At 46.0% G+C, this 15,829-nt stretch carries 11 protein-coding genes; all 11 read right to left on the reverse strand.

The features are described 5' to 3' along the window. Positions 1-3: 3 nt before the first annotated feature. The 11 genes from flgK to NYE72_RS28535 all read right to left on the reverse strand — a co-directional run bounded on the left by flgK (position 4) and on the right by NYE72_RS28535 (position 15,630). The gene (gene flgK, locus NYE72_RS28485) at positions 4-1,587 is read right to left on the reverse strand and encodes a flagellar hook-associated protein FlgK (RefSeq protein WP_339210950.1); all 1,584 of its coding nucleotides are present in this window, start codon (positions 1,585-1,587) and stop codon (positions 4-6) included. Between the two features lie 54 nt (positions 1,588-1,641). Then, complete coding sequence (locus tag NYE72_RS28490; protein ID WP_339210952.1) at positions 1,642-2,142, reverse strand: flagellar protein FlgN; 501 nt, start codon at positions 2,140-2,142, stop codon at positions 1,642-1,644. 12 nt (positions 2,143-2,154) lie between these two features. Beyond that, on the reverse strand, positions 2,155-2,442 hold the full coding sequence (gene flgM, locus NYE72_RS28495) for a flagellar biosynthesis anti-sigma factor FlgM (protein ID WP_036678454.1): 288 nt from the start codon (positions 2,440-2,442) through the stop codon (positions 2,155-2,157). 103 nt (positions 2,443-2,545) lie between these two features. After that, positions 2,546-2,956 carry a TIGR03826 family flagellar region protein gene (locus NYE72_RS28500; protein WP_076182297.1) on the reverse strand — a complete coding sequence of 137 codons (411 nt, stop codon included), beginning with the start codon at positions 2,954-2,956 and terminating at the stop codon, positions 2,546-2,548. A 166-nt stretch (positions 2,957-3,122) separates the two neighbouring features. After that, entirely contained in the window at positions 3,123-3,977 is an 855-nt protein-coding gene (locus NYE72_RS28505) for a ComF family protein (RefSeq protein WP_339210954.1), read from the reverse strand. Then, positions 3,974-5,986, reverse strand: coding sequence for a helicase-related protein (locus NYE72_RS28510; RefSeq protein WP_339212123.1), 2,013 nt, complete (start codon positions 5,984-5,986; stop codon positions 3,974-3,976). The genes NYE72_RS28505 and NYE72_RS28510 overlap by 4 nt, the downstream gene beginning before the upstream one ends. Before the next feature lie 138 nt (positions 5,987-6,124). Next, a complete protein-coding gene (locus tag NYE72_RS28515; protein ID WP_076123908.1) occupies positions 6,125-6,568 on the reverse strand; it encodes a glycosyltransferase family A protein in 444 nt (147 codons plus the stop codon). Positions 6,569-6,703: 135 nt separating this feature from the next. After that, entirely contained in the window at positions 6,704-7,426 is a 723-nt protein-coding gene (locus NYE72_RS28520) for a response regulator transcription factor (RefSeq protein ID WP_036681509.1), read from the reverse strand. A 4-nt stretch (positions 7,427-7,430) separates the two neighbouring features. Then, positions 7,431-8,591, reverse strand: coding sequence for a sensor histidine kinase (locus NYE72_RS28525; RefSeq protein ID WP_036681511.1), 1,161 nt, complete (start codon positions 8,589-8,591; stop codon positions 7,431-7,433). A gap of 57 nt (positions 8,592-8,648) precedes the next feature. Further along, positions 8,649-11,381, reverse strand: a complete 2,733-nt coding sequence (locus tag NYE72_RS28530; protein WP_080742649.1) for a stalk domain-containing protein — start codon at positions 11,379-11,381, stop codon at positions 8,649-8,651. Positions 11,382-11,595: 214 nt separating this feature from the next. Beyond that, entirely contained in the window at positions 11,596-15,630 is a 4,035-nt protein-coding gene (locus tag NYE72_RS28535) for an Ig-like domain-containing protein (protein WP_052097366.1), read from the reverse strand. Positions 15,631-15,829: the final 199 nt, after the last annotated feature.

Here is a 15,829-nt window from a genome sequence, read left to right on the forward strand (position 1 = left end):
CTTTTATCTGCCGACTGTGCCGGTGGAATTGATCAATTTGTCGAGCAGTTCATCAAAAGTAGTCATAAAACGCGCTGCGGCACTATAAGCATGCTGGAATACTAGCATATTCGACATTTCTTCATCTAGTGATACTCCGCTGACTGATTGACGACGGGAGTTAACTTGCTCTACCAGATAATCAGAGTTATCGGTCTGACGTGCAGCTTCCTGTGATTGAATACCGAGTTGACCAACCATAGAGCCAAAAAGTCCACCCACAGTGTTGCTCACACTGCCGTCCGGCTTAGTAAATTTACTATCCTTCAGGTTAGTCAATAAGAGTGCCAAGGTGTTATTTCCTTTAACAACCTGTGTTTTACCATCAGCATCAATAGTTGTACGTAACGAAGTTGCAAATAGGTTTACGTCAGCTGCAATTTCCGGATTTAGTTTGATCGTTCCAGCCTCACCTGATGTTACAAAGAAATCGCGTCCGACGCTTCCATCCATCGCGTAACCTAACTTGTGAAGTCCGTTAAACCCTTTGACAATGGTCTTGGCGTCCTCATACATTGTTGCCCCCTTAGGCATGGCCTGACCAGCGGTCAAAGTAACTACGGTACCGTCAGCTTGTGTAATCTTGGCATCACTTGTCAACACTGTGCCCTCAGGAAGATTGGAGCCAGCTGGCACTGTAATTTCAACGTCACCTGTAGCAATAGTGCTCGCCAAATCATTGAGCTGTTTCTTGTAATCGGCAACATAGGTATTATTGGAAAAAATCATTCCGTAAGCCTCGCCGCCCTTCAAGGTTCCGGAGGCATAAGCATTATTAAGAAACGCGCCATCTACGGTTGCAGTTACTTCCCCACCCTCTACGAGAGGTTGTCCCCCTAAAGAAATGTTATAACCTGCTTCCGTCTCTACAACAGTAATATTAGCAATTTTGGAGAGCTTGTCCGCCATCAAGTCGCGTTGATCACGTAGATCGTTCGCATGATCCCCCATACCCTCAATCTTATAGATCGATTTATTTAGATCTGCGATCGCGGTCAGGTAACCCTGAGCTTCTTTTGCTTTAACATCTATATTAGTGGTTAGATCCCGCTCCAGATTATTCAGTTGCGTGCTCATATAGTTCATAGCATCCGTCAAAGATTGTGCAGTTTGAACTACAATCTTACGGGCTGTTGGATCTTCAGGGTTCTTACTTAGATCCGACCAAGATTTCCAGAAGTTATCCAGAACTGTACGAATGCCTGTATCCGATGGCTCATTAACGATAGCTTCCAGCTTAGAGAGCGTATCTGCTTGAAGACTCCAGTTGCCGAAAGCAGCGTTCTCACCACGGTACTGATCATCCAGAAACATTTCTCGAATCCGATCGATAGATGAGAATTCCACCCCTGTACCCATTTGACCTGGAACGGTAGATTTTAACAATCCGTACGCTTCAATAGGTAAAGAGGCTTGCATATTAACACGTTGACGAGTATAACCTTCGGTATTCGCATTAGCGATATTGTGTCCAGTTGTATTAAGAGCTGCGGTCTGAGTAAAAAGGCTGCGTCTCGCCGTCTCTATCGAGTGAAATGTGGATGTCATGCTTCTTACTCCTCCTTATGTTCTGCTCCGGCAGAACACTTCATCAGTACAATTCTAACCTCGTGCATCAAAAATCCCCGACCGATTTACGTTGTTACCTTTGTCGGACGGACGATGATAAGTGATATCCTGATTTGGTCTTCCGACCAACAGATCCAAAGAATAATCTATAAATGTAAGCGACTGCTCTATCAGCTTCTGATTTAGGTCATTGGCTTCTTTCAGGCGATGTAAAGTGTCCGAAAGCTTCTGCTGAATATGCAGCAGTCGTGCCTTGTCTTCAGGGTCAAATATAAGCCTGGACAGCTCCGTTAGGTTCAGGTTCAGGTTGGAACGAATACCCACGCCTTGCAAAACGGTATATGCGGCTAATATTCGCTCTTCCTCGAGCTGCCCAATTACCTTCATTAGCTTGGACTCACGGTTAAGGATGTCTATTAACGCATCCACCTTGTTATCCATAATCGTCTGTTTCTTCTCAGCGGCCAGATCCAGCATTTGATTATGCACTCCATCTAGCCGCTCCAATAGTTCTATTAATGTCGTCAATGCCATGGATGTTTTCACCTAATTCTCGGAGGATTGCTTAAAGTAAGGGGCGAGTTTCTCTGCTAGCTTAGATGCATCAACTTGATAGGTACCTGCGGAGACCTGCTGCTTTAGATTGTCGATCTTAAGTGCGCGTTCTGGATCATTCTTGCCAGTGTTTTGTGCTTGCAAGAGTTGAATCGCTTCATCAGAGATCGAAACCTCATCCTTGCGTGTGCTTTTCTTCATTTGTTCCTGCCTTTGCGCTTCCGCGCTGCGTTGATACGGATTAATCGCGTTAATTCGTCCGGTCTCGTTAATTTTCATAACTTCCACCTTCCTTCTAATATAAAAAAGCCGATAATCTTTACTAAGTTTATCGGCGTAGACTGAAACATTCTTTATAGCTGCAAACGTTTTTTTGCAGATTTTATAGGTCACGCAGCTTATCTATGGCACGATATGCACCATCAGATGTCTTTTTAGTAGTATCCTCAGCAGAATTTTCCTTGACAGCATTCGTGAGATCTTTCCTGAGCCGACTACGACAGCTGTCACACATATGGCCATCCCGAATCAGTGTACCACACACTTCGCAAGGGTACATCATATTGGGTGCATTAGCTATAGAAATCCGGCCTTCTCGAATAAAGCGGGTAATCTCTTTAATAGAAATCCCCGTAGCATCGGAGAGCTCCTGAATGTTGGTTCCTTTGTTTTCCCGTAAATAATTCACGCAGATCTCATATTCATGCTCCAGCTCTTTGATACAGACCTGGCACAACCCCATAAGATTCTTGACAAACAACCGGCCGCACCTTGGACAATTGTCTAGATTCATAACAAGCAGCCGCTCCTCTCCGTACATTCTGTGCAATGCATAATATTCTTATGCTCCTAGATTACATGATTGCAAGGAATTCGTCTATGGGACAGAAGAAACGCTACCAACCGCAACTAATCCTTAATGGAATGGATATAGCTGTTCACAATCATGCATTTTCGCTTTAGGAACGCGCCCAGGTTAGGCTATAGATTTCTGCAGCATAATCATAGTTAGAAACCATTTGTTTTAGAATTTCGGCACAAGCACGAATCGTGCTTCCGGTTGTATAGATATCATCAACAATAATAATTCGAATAGGACGGCTTACAGGTGAGTTATCTTTCAGCCAATCCTTAAATGGTGTGGAGACTGCCGGATTCGCTCCAAAAGCATTCTTCATATCGGCCAGTCTCTCCGCACGTCCTTTAAAGCTCTGCTTACCCGTATGATGCGTACGAATTAGTAGCGGTAGCTGAGGAATCTTCCTATGACGAGATAGAACATCGGCCAATCTTTCCGCTTGATTGAACCCCCGTTCTAGAAGCCTTGAATCACTGACAGGTACCGGAACTAATAAATCAGCTGACCAAAGGCTGTTTTTTTTGTACCTTTTATGTTGAATAAGATGAAAAAACGATGCCTTCTGGGATGAAAGAGCCCCCTGTTGCTTTTCCTCCTTTAGGGTTAAATATGCCCTATCCAGCATGAGTCCAAGTAGAGGGGCATATCGTTCATTCCCGCGATATTTATATTGACCGAGCCATTCTCTCATCTCATTAGTGTAGGCTACCGCACTCCGGTTACATACAATGGGTGAGGGCTCAGCGCTGCGAGTGCAGTCTGGACAGCCTACATGCCGCCCACAAACCAAGCAACGTGGAGCGCGTATCCAAGGAATGGATTCCGCACAATCCTTACAGATACCAGGCAGCTGTGAGGACTGTGGGCTGTGCTTCCCGCAGGTTAGACATTGAGACAACGAGGGGGTGAGGAGGAGAGACAAAGATTTTCGTACCCCTATAAGCATGGTATTCATTTAGCCCCACCTTTACGGAAATATCCATGGCGGCGAGCGATGATATTCATAGTACGAATCTGAGCAATCGCTCCACGCTGGGATCGGCTCCACTGAGGGGAGGCAAATACAACATGGCCATCAGGATCATCTTTAGAACGACCAGCACGGCCTGCCATCTGTACCAAAGAGGTTTCGTCAAAAAGACCACTGTCTGCATCCAAAATAAATACGTCACTGCGTGGCACGGTAACTCCCCGTTCCAGGATCGTAGTAGTTACTAACAAAGAGATGATACGGTTGCGAAAAGCAGTCACCTTTTCTGCCCGAAATGAATCCTTGGACGAGGTGCCTTCAATAACCACGCCGGGAAAGCTACGACGAAGTAGGATCAGCAATCCTTCGATATGAGCTATTCGAGACACAAATAGAAAAATTTGTGCTTTTCGCTCCAGTGACTTTTGAAGATTTTGTATAAGCGATCTTGGCAAACTCCCACGCTTCAGACAGGTTAGAACCGAGGGTATACTCAAATGCTGCGGGATAGGCAAGGGATGACCATGGAAGCGGACAGGCACTCTGGCATGTGGAAGCTTGCCTAACCGGACCAAACGCTGCATTTCTTGTGGTGGAGTAGCTGATAAATAGATGAAAGAGCCGTCCACTTTACAGGCTTGTTCAGCGGCATAGGCCAACATAGGATCATTGTGGTAAGGATACGCATCCAGCTCGTCGATGATTACGAGATCATAACCTTGATGGAAGCGCAGGAGCTGATGGGTGGTTGCGAGCGTTAAGCGACCACTCACCCAGCGATCTGCGCTGCCGCCATAAAGTACGGCGATGACCTCCGCCGGAAAAGCCCGGGCGAGCCGCGGCGCGAGCTCAAGTACGACGTCGCGGCGCGGCGTCGCTACCAGCGCCCGCCCTCCGGCGGCGAGCACGGCCTCTAGGAGCGGGAAGATCATCTCCGTTTTCCCCGCTCCCGTTACCGCCCAGAGCAGAAACCGCTCTGGGCACGTACTGGCGGAGCGCTTGCGCGCCTCCGCCAGAAAGCCCAGCGCAGCGCCAGCGGCTCCCGCCTGCGCTGGGCTCAGCCCCCACCGGCCTGCGGCCGCGGCGGGGTCAAGGGCGGCCGTGCACCGCACGGCCGGAAGTGCTGCGCTGCGCAGCAGCAGCGCACAAGCCCGGCTGCGCCCAAGCGCAAGGCAGGCCTCGCAATAGGCGCAGCCCATAAGCCCGCACGCGGCGCATGCCGTGCGGCCGGTGGGCACGCTGCCGCAACGCAGGCAGCGCGAAACCGCGCGGCGAGCGACAGCGCCGCGCCACAATAAGTGCGGCAGCCTAGCCGCCGCACGCATCATAACGCCAGCACCCGCAGGGAGCTGGCGGGCCCGCGCCCCGTGCGCAGCCGGGGGCGCATTGCCTACGGCGGCTGTAAGCAACAGCCGCCCCTGCAGATGCGCCAGTTGTGCCGCCTGGCGCCAGCACCCCCCTAGCTCTGGCAATTCTTCTGCCAGCAGCGCTTCTACTTCCGGCTCCAATAAAGAGCGTCCGGCCACAGCCCGCAATAATTGCTCTGAATCCAATTCTAGCAATCCAGAATCAAAACCCTTTTTTTCACTCCCGCAATACCTTTCATTCTTCTTATTGTCCTGTTCTATTCCGAAACTCGATTTATTAGGCTTCCATATGAATATTCCATCATTTAACCACTGTGCCTCCCACAGTCCCCCTGCCTCTTTCTCCTCTCTCAACTCAGCCTCGAGCATACTATTAATATATTGCCCCCATTCCTTAATCGCCCAGGTGCCCATTACCCTTCTTTGTTTAAAGTTGTCCCGGAGCTTCACAGCCCAACCTAGCGGCAACGCAGAAGAAAGCAGAACCAAACTATTCGCCGCTAAGGAACTCCCAGCTTTCTTCTCCGGTCTAGCTACAGACCACCACCATCTATCCACGCTAAGATCTAATGAAATTCCAACCCTCCAGCTCCCCTTGCATTCCACAGCATATACAGCGACTTGTATAATAATCCCTCCTACCTTTCGCTTGTACTTAGCAACTCCATATTTGATCCCAAATTCACGACTCCGTCTCCCCAAACGCAAAAAGCACACTCCCCCAGTTCTTGGAGAGTGTGCTTCACCCGTTACTTACATATTTACTTAAGATCTGTTGCGCTTTGATTCGCATCCCCTACTTCCTGCCATCCCCATAAAAGGCAGCGATACAGACTGCCCTGACAGCCGCAAGTCTACTACAATTCCTTCATGCTGCAATTCTTCACTCATCTGAAGAGAGTACATAGATGTTGCAAGATCGATAGAGCAGCCGCTAGCGGCCATTTTGGAAACAATCCCAAGTGTTCCATCGCTCGAACCATCATCCATGAACGTTACTCGCAATCGTTTTCCGGTTAGAAGAGCTTGAAATGTCAGTGCCCGAATGTACCATTCCACAACAGATTCATGATTGCGGGTAATAAAAATATAATGAATCCATTTTCCGGACTGCGGTGTTTTACGCACCTTCTGCCGGTTATGCAACATATGAATCATCACTGCAGCGGATACATAAACAACCGCAATCCATATCAACTGGGCTACCATGGAGATGCACCTCCTCTGTATACCAACACTATATGCCGGCATTAAAAGGTCGGTGACTGCCTAGAACACCCATCAGGGAAGCAAGCTGTGTCTACTTAATTTCTTTCCTATATGTAACGTATTACTGTGAAGCTTCTACAAGGTTACCCAGCCATATTTAATCGAATTAATAACGGCTTGAGTCCGATCATCCACTTCCATTTTTTGCAAAATACTGCTAACATGGTTTTTAACTGTTTTTTCACTAATGAATAAATATTCACCAATCATTTTGTTGCTCTTACCTTCAGCCATTAGACGCAGCACTTCTGCTTCACGACGGGTTAGAGGATTGTTGTCACCAGCAATAAATTTAACACCAGCTTCCTTCACCACTGTATCTGTAGTTACGCCAGTCTCGTTAAGGTAAGTCATACGCCGCAATTGATTGATAAGCTTTCCAGTAACCTTTGGATGGATAAAAGCATGTCCTTCACAGACCGAACGAATGGCATTAATAAGGGATTCGGCCTCCATATCCTTCAATAAATAACCATTGGCGCCCTTACGAAGGGTCTCAAATACATAACTCTCATCATCATGAATGGATAAAATAATTACCTTAACCTCCGGGAACATTTCCCGAAGTTTTTGAGTGGCTTCTACGCCGTTCTCAACAGGCATATTGATGTCCATCAATACGATGTCCGGTTTAGTCCCGTTACAAAACTCTAATACCTGAATACCGTCGCCGCACTCCCCTATGACCTCGATATCCTCCTCCATATTCAAAATGCGTTTCAGCCCTTCACGAAAAAGCTGATGATCATCCGCCAAAAGAACCTTAATGGGCGTTTTACTAGAGTTTAAGTTCTCCATCACACTACTCCTTCCCCTTCTCCACATTCGTCGGAATATGGATCACGATTGTTGTCCCCTGATTCTCGGCTGATACAATTTCCATTCTTCCCTCAAGCAGTTCTACACGTTCCCGCATACCTACTAGCCCGAAGCTTTCCCGATTACCTTGCTGATTTTTTAACTTTTGTACATTAAAGCCTAATCCGTTATCTTTAATCACAATCTTAATTAACTGCGCTTGGTATGTAATCTCCACCAATACGAAGCTTGGGTAGGCATGTTTTGCTGCATTAGACAATGCTTCCTGAACCAGACGGTATACCGCCGCCTCCATCGCTGAAGATAGTCGGTGTTCCTGTCCTCGGGTTTCCAAAGTCGTCCGCAGTTTCGTTTTCTCTTCAAAATCATGCACATATTTCCGCAAAGTCGGAATTAAGCCCAAATCATCGAGAGCCATCGGTCGTAAATTAAAAATAACCTTACGCATTTCTTCCAGGCTGTTACGTACCTGCCCTTTTAAATCTACTACTTCGTCCTGCACCAGCCCAAATTCCTGCTTTACCAGCATTCTTTCTACAATTTCCGTCCTAAGGACTAGATTTGCCAGCATTTGAGCGGGACCATCATGAATTTCCCGGGCAATTCTCTTCCGTTCTTCTTCTTGAGCCAGGATAATTTTGAGTCCGATCATCTGTCTGTTCTTCGCAGATTCGACAATTCTCGTCACTTGGCCTAGTTCTCCCGACAAATATTCGAGCACTACGCTCATTTGCGAACCAATTGACTCTGCACGCTCTACAGAATTTTCGACACTGCGCACTCGCATTTGTAATTCATCACGTCTGCTTCGAAGATAGACCTCTCGCTCACGCGTCATCATGAGTTCGAGCTGAAGCTCCGTAGCCTTCTCATAAGCAATACGGATATCCTTCTCTGAGTAGCGGACAAAGTCCCGGCTGACCTCTGTCAGCCGGATTCTGGAGCGGTGATACTGTAGCTCCAGCTTGTCTACCTTTTTCAATGTTTCATCCGTTTCGTCCATGACCCGCTGCAGTTCCTTGTTGAGTGCAGCAAGTTCATCACGTGCAACCTGCAATATTTCAAAAATCTGATACTTGCTGCTCTCCATCACGTCGATGGTATTTTTAATAACGCGATCAATCGCATCGGCTTGAAATTCCACGGATGCTTGCCCCTTTTCTATCGGATCGTATTAAGGTTTTCCTTATATATTAACATATCACGATTCGATAGTTACGGTCTTCGTTTTCTGTTCCCATTTTACAGTTAATCCTAACTGTTCAGAAACCAGTCTAAGAGGTACTAAAGTCCTACCCTGTAAAATAATAGGTGCTACTTCAGCACTTTGTCGCTTACCATTTAACAGGTATTCCTTTTTATTTACCGTCAGATCCAGTGCCTTGGCTCCGCGCAACACCATGATCTTCTTATTCACCTGATCCCAGGTAGCATTCCCTCCAAAAGCATCCAGCACATAACGGATCGGCACATAAGTACTGCCGTCTTTCACAATTGGAGCTACATCAATAGCCTTCTTATTTCCGTTTACGGTCATTGCTTTGGAGCCGATGCTCATCGAAGCCGTACCCTTTGGTAACCCTGCATCACTGGAAAGTGAAGGCATTGTGAAGGTGATATTATCAAAAGCAACGGTACCTGTCTTCGCCCGTTCATCTTGGCCTTCCTCTACATTGACTACATAAAGTCTCTTCAGCGTAGCCGGGAATTTAATCCCTGATCCTGACAAGTCGATGTTTATGTTCTTCCAACCGTTCCAATCGATAATCTTCGCAAGATCTACATAGGCTGTAGCTCCACTATTGTCTACAAACTCAGCACGCAGCCAATTTAAGCTCATATCGCCCATCACATCAACTGACATCGAAGTTGCAAGCGCTGGAACGGCTTTTCCACTTGTGCCGTTAAGTTGAGCATAAGCGTACATTTTACCGCTGCCAGCCGTCATATCATAACTGAGTGACAGCACCTTGGAGCCTACTCTTTCAGCCGATCCGTCTACTATTGTTGCAGTCCCCTGTACCGCTGGCACATTGGTAGTAAAGTTGACTGGATAACTTACCTTCTCGAAATCTTCCCATGTTGTAGCTGCTGCTGTCGATAATACAACCGCTGTGCTAAATCCATCATAACGAGCAATAGCGTAACCTGTAGTAACCCCTGCATCCACAGAGTTTACAGTAAGCTTGCCATTTTGCACGACTCCCTTAAAGCCTACAAACTCCCACTTCAGCGCTGAATCTGGAACGCTTATGGTTGCTCCACTCTTCGTAGCGGCCTTTACAGGGACAGATACAGTTGTCCCAGCTGTCAGTGGCGCTGTAGCAGTGCCTACACTCATGCTGGATAGATCATCTCCACCCAAGACTGTAAGGGTTGTAGAAGCGCTTGCTACGCCGCTTTTAGCCGTTAAGGTAACGGTGCCTGGCTTCACTGCCGTTACTTCTCCTGCACTTACAGTTGCGCTTCCTCCACTTGATGTCCAAGTAGGATTGCCTGCTGCTACATCTATAGGGTTATAGTAAGTGTCATAACCTTTTAACGAATAAGTAGCCTTTTGTCCAACTAATAGCGAAGTGCTTCCGCTAATTTTAATTCCTTTTACTTCACCTTGTGGTGCGTTAGTATAAACACCAAGCGCGTTAACAATGCTGCGCTGCTCTGTGCCATACTCTGTATTAAAGGTTAGTGTGGCTGAGCTTTCACCAAGAGGCCGGTCTACCATCGTTGTAGAGCCGCCTCCGTCTAAGTTAAGCCCTTTCCAGACTCCAATATTGGTCATAAAAGATTGCAGCTCGGTCAATGACATTCCTGAGCTGTTGCCATTTTTTTCAGTAGCTATGATATATACATAACGTCCATCCTGAGAGTATCCTAAAGCCGTACGTGCACGATAACCGCCAATACTGCTAGTCGAGCGAGAGAACGTTGCAGCTTTTCCGTTATTCACAAGAATCGTATGTCCACCAATCATTGTTTGCAGATTAGCAGGATCTAGCGATTGCTGCGTAGTCTTGGATTTCAGGGAGTACACACTTGTTACCGGTTGTCCAACAGTCAGATGGGCAGTAACATACCGTGCGGCTAAGCCATGGGCCCGCAAAATATAAGCTCCCTTTGGAACCGCTGTAGGAAGCGCAGCATTTTCAGATATTTGAGTAACTACGCCGTTCTCAACGAGCACCTCTGTCGGTGTGGTTGAGCTGTTTTTGGGACGATCGAGTGCGGTCCATACATCCGTATAGATATACATTGCATTAGCATGGCTATAAGTCGAGCTCCCACCTTCAGGACTATAAGCACCTTTATTGATACCGGATATCTCAAACTGTGCGCCGTCAGGTGCGGTTATCATTCCTTCAAAGCTGAACTCATCAATAAGAGGCTTACGGTCCTTAGTCACTGCAAAGGCATACATTCCATCCAATTGCGAAGGGGTGGATACCAATACTCCACTGGATACTTGTCCACCAATCGGAGCACCTTCCCCGCCTGTATTAAAATAATCTCCGTTTACTGCAGCCACGGCTCCAGTTTCCTTAGCCATCCCACCAGTACTTTGACGTGTTGTCAGGTTTCCACCTTTACCTGTCATAACATCTAAAGAAACATATGGATTGTTGAGGTCAACGCGAATAACATCCGCCAAGCCAGAAGCGCTCGCTCCTGAACGTGTAGCCGTATATTTGTATTTCATCATAATGGCGCCCGAAGTAATTACTTCTTCTCCCAGCTTGCTTACTTTAAAATTAGATGTGGCTGCGGCAGCAATTGGTGTGGAACTATGACCAAACATAGCTAAGCCTTCACTGCCAATTACCGGCATAATCCACAACACACCTGCTAATGAAGCGGCAACCCATTTTTTAGTAGATGATAATTTCATTCCCCGAACAACTTCTCTACTCTTCTTCTCCATGAAAACTTCATTCATTTCGACGTAACTCTCCCATCTCTTTTTTACTCTTCAAGTCCGTTATCAAAAGTCTGGAAACTGGTTCCTATTTTTCTAGTACTCTTTTAATAGACTGAAAATAAGCGAAAAAGTTGCGAAATTGAGAGATTTCAAGCTTTATAGAGTCTCGTAACACAAACTGTTAACATAAAAAAAGCCCAGCAGAATGCCAGGCTTTACCAATCTATTTATTCTATAAATAATCTGTTTGCTTCAGCATCCGATGCAACATCACAGCAGCTTGTGCACGAGTGGCATTACCCTGAGGCTGGAACTCACTTGTGGTCATTCCCAAAATAATCCCCGATTGCACAGCTTTAGCTACGAATTCTGCACTTTGATTCTGAATTTTGGACTTATCCTTAAAGCGAGCCAGTGTTGAGGCAGAAGTGCCGCTTAATGTAATAGGATGTTTGGTGTATTCCATTGCCCGAATCATCATGATTGCCATCTGCTCACGAGTGATATTATCATTAGGCCGGAAGGAGCCATCCGTGTTGCCTGTAATAATACCTGCCTTAGCTGCTGCACCAATATAGTCTCCCGTTTGTGTGGAAGGCTGCACATCCCGGAAGCGCTGTGCGGTCTCGCGATCGCCTAGCAAACCAAGTCCCCGGCTAAGCATTACTGCAAACTCTGCACGGGTAATCTTTTTTTCTGGACCAAATGTAGTCCCGTAACTGCTATCGATGATAGTCTTTGCACTAAGCTCAGCTACGATTGAATTACTCCAATGTCTACTCATATCTGAAAAGGCCCGGGTTGATATAAAGGTTCCTAACACCTGATTACCCTCCGTACGAGCACGAATAATCGTATAGCTACCTACCGTACTTACTTTTGTTGGCAGATAGGCTGCATCGTAATAGGAAAGATCCAGTCTAGCAGCAGATGTCTGCGCATTGTTCAATGAAGAAGTTGTACGCACAGTGTATTCTCCAGGTACCGATAATGCCTTAGCATTAGAATAATTGCTGCTTACTATCGCAGTCACCCGGACATCCATAAGACTAGTAACGCTCTGCATCCCCATAGTTTTTAGCTTTTGCTCAAATGGGGAGAACGTACCTGCCGGAACCTTTTCTAAGCGGAACACCAGCGAGATATTTTTACTGTCTGCAATCAAGCTTGTCGCTAATCCGTTCATATCGATATCGTCTAATCCTACGCTATATAAGTGATCGCCATAACGTATCATAAATTTTGTGGTTTTACTGCGATTTACAGCATCAAGCAAAGGCTTTAAAGGAACAGTCACATAGGCCGATTGTTCTGTAGCAGGCACCTCAAAAGCTAATGTATCACTACTTGCCTTATACAGATATTCAAAACTGGCCGTCAGGCGATCTGTGTTTAAGGTATATCTTTTTACAGATTGATTGTATAACGAACGGTCATCCACGATTTGTGAAGAGTCACTCTTCAGCAGCGCGTATTCTTTTCCAAACTCACTTGTTGCAATCGTCCCTAGATAGGATGGACGATTTCCCGTTCCGGTGCTCACGCCGGTTAGGTTCTTAACAGAAAGTGAAGAGAAGGAGGACAGTATATTACCACTTAAATCCTTGATCGTACCTGAACCTGACATATAAGACAAATCAACAGTTTGCCCGGTTTTTACTGCTGAGGATGTTGTTATTTTTAAAATATCCCCTGACAAAGTGTAGTTTTGTACACCCATACTGCTTCCATCTGCTCTAACTCCGAACTGATTAGCATAGAGGGAACCAGATGCCTGCATGTTTTTACTGAATGTAACCGTAAGCTCGTCGCCATTGATGGTGGCAGAACTAATCTCAGGTATGCTAGTGCCGCTATTTTCCGAGATGGACACAGGCTGCAGGTTAATATAAGCTGCACGGTTTCCATTTAAATCGCTTATTCCGGTAGTCCCCGGAACATAGGATAACGTAACATTCTGATTCACCGTCAAAGCACTCTGGAGCGTTAGCGTGACCTGTGAGCCACTGACGGATACATTCGTAACATAGTTAGGAGTGCTGCCAACAAGCACAGAGAACTGGCTGTTCATCGGGAGGTTTGTCGTTGACAAGCCTTCATTGTAATTCAGAAGGATTTTATTGCCACCTCCGGTTGCACTTTGGAACACGGGTGGAATTGTATCGTTGCTGTTGCGAATGTAGAAATCTGTGAAATCCGCAATATTTTGTCCAAAAGAATTCTGCAAAGGATAAGAGCCTGCATAATAGGAGACACGAACGGTCTGGCCATTAGAAGCATCGCTATTTAACCCTAAATATACAGTGTTCCCGCTGGAGCTTATGGAGTTGACCCCTAGAGATCCCCCATCTGAAGTCACTAGAAACTGACTATGTGCGTAAGAGGAAACTGCCTTTAAAGAGTCATTGAAATTCAACGCTACAGTTCTACCTGTGATCCGTCCATCTTTTGGTGTAGGCATGGAGGACTCGATAGTGTTAGTAACCTGCTTTGAGCTAAAGGTGCTGGCTGCATTTCCGCTTGGATCTTGAATGGTCCGCAGACCACCTGTATAGCTAACCTTCACGTTCTGTCCAACCGCTACCCCTGTACTGAGTACCACATAGGCGCTGTCTCCCTGGATATAGACACTTTCAATTGTACGATTCTCATCATTCACCGTAGCACCAAAGCTGGAGATCAACAGTGCAATGGAAGAGTTGAGACTCTCATTGTATTTTAAACGAATGGTCCGATTGTTCTCGAGTGATGCAGATGTGAGCTGTGGAGCTGTTTTATCCTGAGACAAGGTCCGGAAGCTCCATGAATTTTTGCCGCTTAGTCCATCATAGATAACACTAGCATCAATAGCGTCTACAAAAGCTCCTTTAGCAATATCAATATAATAGGTTGAGTCGCTATCTAAAGCTGTTTTAGGCGTAATTACATATTCGTTTGCAGCAGTTGTACTCCGGTTAACAGTAACCGCAACCTGTGCTCCACCACTTTTATAAAGCGCTACACCATTTTCCACAGCACTGTTATAATTCACATTACGATTGAATGTGACAGAAAATGATCTGTTGTTAGCTATGGATTCACTCCGGTCAGCTGGATTTAGCGCACTTACGTTAAGTCCTGTCAAAGAAGCCGTTGTAAATGTCCAGGTATACGCACCCGAAGCTGGAAATACATTTCCGTCTTGATCGTAAAAAGCTCCCTGCGGTATCGTCACCGTATACTGCGTACTGTTTAGCAAGGGTGATGCTGCTGATGCTGGAAGCAATGTTATAGTTCTGCTGCTTCCTCCTGTAACGGCTGGGGAGTTTACATTAAGCCATCTCGTTCTAGCATCGTTAGCTGCACCTGGAGATACTGTTATGGTTCCAGCTGCAGGCATCATAGGACGATCAAATGTAAGCTGTAGGGCACCAGTGGTAGACACCCCACCTGATCCGTTTGCCGGTGCAGGAGTCACTGGAATCTCTGCCACACCTTTAGTAGAGAAGCTCCACACATCACCGCTTGAAATTCCGGAATACGTTCGATTATCAACATCCTTAAAAGCATAAGAATCTATAAGAACATAATAGTTACTTCCGGAGGCCAATGTTTTATCCAATGTTAGTTTAACTGTAGTAGAGTTAGCATCAGTCTGAACGTTGACTCTAGTATCATCATCCTTAATTTTGAACTCTTGTACGGTTGCATTATCTGCAGACGACAAAATCCGGATGGAACCTCCACCTTTTATCAGGTTTTTATTTAAGGTTAGACTTAGCTCCTTAAGGGCTCCTGCATCCACTCTTGTATTATTAGCAGGTGAAAAGTTACCTGCCGTAATCGCTGTATTACTCTCAGGCGCAGTGGTAAATGCCCATGAAGTAACATCTGACTCATTACCATCATTATCCTTGAACAACCCCTTAGGGATTGTCACTGTATAAGTCTTGTTTGAAGTAAACTGTTGATTTAGCTTAAGCTCGTAATCTTTTGAACTACCAATAAGACCATAACTACCAATAGGAATCGTTAAAAAAGGTGAGCTATCACCTTGACCCGTAATAGTAATTTCACCTGACTGCGGGTTTACTTGACGATCAAAGCTCAGTCTAAGGGATGATCCGATAGTTACATAACTTGCTCCAGGCGCTGGTGAGACTGTTATACCAAACTCTGATGCAGCGTACACTGCTGAATTCCCTATTCCAATAGCAGGATAACCCGAACCAAGTACTAACTCTCCCGCTAGAATAAGTGCCGTCCATATTGAAATTTTTCTTTTCATTCCGTGATAGACTCCTCTCAAGCCATACTATCGTCTTTATGTATATTCTTATATTTCGGCTAAAAGGCTGGCAAAGTTTAGTAGTCTACTTCTCTATGGTTAGATTCACTAGCCCTGCTCGTTTTCGCACGCAAAATAACCCGCAGAGCTGACACCAAGGCCAACTTGCGGGTTAACATATTATAAGACCGTATGATGA

Origin of the sequence: Paenibacillus sp. FSL L8-0333, from assembly GCF_037965665.1 — a bacterium.
In the GTDB taxonomy this organism is placed as follows: domain Bacteria; phylum Bacillota; class Bacilli; order Paenibacillales; family Paenibacillaceae; genus Paenibacillus_AQ; species Paenibacillus_AQ odorifer.